Raw genomic sequence first — 523 nt, forward strand, 5'->3', positions numbered from 1 at the left:
AGCTCACTATAATAACTCTCTGGCTCGAACAAGAGTCGCATAAATATATCTTGATAAGTCACAACATTAGATTTGTTGTCGAACAAGTATTCGAGCTCTTGATATACCGTGGCTCGATAATCTCTCCATAAAGGGCTGTTTAAAATAACTTGCTGAGAAAATCTTTGAGCTAATTGACGCTGATTTCCTGATAGATTCCCTAGCCATTCTTCCATCCACTCTTCAGTGTTATCCAGAATAATTTCACGCACTTCGTCTTCTGTCTTATCGGCATATTTTGCGTTTCGCTCTTGATAGTGTTCTTGTACATTACTCAAAAACTCGCGTTCTTGCTCTTTCGTTAATTGCAAACTTAACGCAAAAAGATCTGGTGCTGCTTTGCTGACCACTCTATCGTAATGCGATCGCATTCTATCTCGATTTTTTTGTAAGTAATTTAAGGTGATATCGCTCGCTTTTAATCTCTCAAGGTCTTTTAAATGTTCGATATATAATGGTAACTCCTCTTTCTTGTGCCAGTCTG

1 protein-coding gene is annotated in these 523 nt (G+C 38.0%); it reads right to left on the reverse strand.

Annotated elements, in window-relative coordinates; translation table 11 throughout:
* Positions 1-523: DUF6279 family lipoprotein (locus IQR33_RS11215; RefSeq protein ID WP_228013865.1), on the reverse strand; the 523-nt coding region annotated here is incomplete at both ends.

It is taken from the genome of Vibrio sp. OPT46, from assembly GCF_015163535.1.
Classification (GTDB): Bacteria; Pseudomonadota; Gammaproteobacteria; order Enterobacterales; family Vibrionaceae; genus Vibrio; species Vibrio alginolyticus.